The sequence below is a fragment of the Candidatus Infernicultor aquiphilus genome (assembly GCF_002784285.1).
Classification (GTDB): domain Bacteria; phylum Atribacterota; class Phoenicimicrobiia; order Phoenicimicrobiales; family Phoenicimicrobiaceae; genus Infernicultor; species Infernicultor aquiphilus.
Map to the genome: position 1 here is coordinate 1 of NZ_PFKO01000281.1, position 1,216 is coordinate 1,216.

Sequence of the window (1,216 nt, forward strand, 5' to 3'; positions counted from 1 at the left end):
TATTTTCAGAAATTTTTTTATAGTCTTGCTTAAAAGAATTGAGATTTTCTTTTTGACTTGGCGATAATACATTCTCTTCATTCCAATTTGGCGAATAAGTATAATTTAATAAATCATTCCTAATCACATCTCTCAAATTTGTTTCATTAGAAAAAGAACGACTTATTACATTTTTTATATATAAAGGATAAGTTTCCCCTAATGGTTTTAGAGCTTCCAGATTTTGTGCCTGTTTATTTTCGTTAGGGATTGCATTGTTTGTTTCAAAATTAATGTTTTTAACTTTACGAGATTGAGAATGAAAAGAATAAACAAAAACTTCAACGACAGTGATTAAAATTAAAGCTAAAAATAAAGAAATAATCGCTATTTGATTTTTTTTGAATTTTTTATTTTTAGTTAAAATAGAATTACTATCAACATTATTGCGAATATTTTTATTAGTGTCTTGGTTTTGCTCCATTTTTGTTTGCCCATTTTTTATGTTTTTATTCTACCACAAAAAATTAGAACTTTCTAGTCCTCGCATCACATCATCTAAAATGACACCGAAAGTCTCTCGAATTTATCATCTAAAAATATTCCAGTTAAAACCAGCACTGATTTTGACAGAAAGATCGTTGGCAATATGCAAGTGGACTTTGTGGAAAGTTGTGGCGCCTCCGCTTCGGGAGAATATGTCAATAATCTGTCTATCTGCGATATTTTCAGTTCTTGGTAGGAAGGCGAGGCAATAATGGGAAAAGGTCAAGCAGGCGCGCTTTCGGGATTGGATGATTGCCGAAAAAGAATGCCATTTGCATGGAAAGAATTTCATCTAGATAATGGAACTAACCTTTTAAACTTCGCCGTCTATGCTTACGCGGAAAAAGAGGGTTTGAAATATTCTCGTTCCCGTCCATATCATAAAAACGATAATTGTTTTATCGAACAGAAAAATTCCACGCATATTCGGCAGGTAATTGGCTATCTCCGTTATGATACGAAAGAAGAAAAAGATTGCTTGAATAATCTTTACCGGAATGAACTGAGATTATACAAGAATTTTTTTCAGCCAGTAATTAAATTGGAAAACAAGGAGCGAATCGGCGGAAAGATTAAAAGAAAATACGGTCAAGCGAAGACTCCTTATCGCCGGCTAATAGAGTCCGATCAAATATCCAAGAAAGAAAAAGAAGAATTGATGGCAATTTATCAAACGCTTAATCCAGCTGAA

Annotated in this window: 1 protein-coding gene and 1 pseudogene; one reads left to right on the forward strand and one right to left on the reverse strand. The window is 32.7% G+C overall.

Features of this window, described 5'->3' with window-relative positions; all coding sequences use genetic code 11:
- The coding region (locus COZ07_RS07610; RefSeq protein WP_406607971.1) for a hypothetical protein at positions 1-463 on the reverse strand (463 nt) is incomplete at its 3' end.
- 273 nt (positions 464-736) lie between these two features.
- Between COZ07_RS07610 and COZ07_RS07615 the strand changes: the two are divergent.
- A pseudogene (locus COZ07_RS07615) lies at positions 737-1,216 on the forward strand (transposase); the annotation flags it as partial.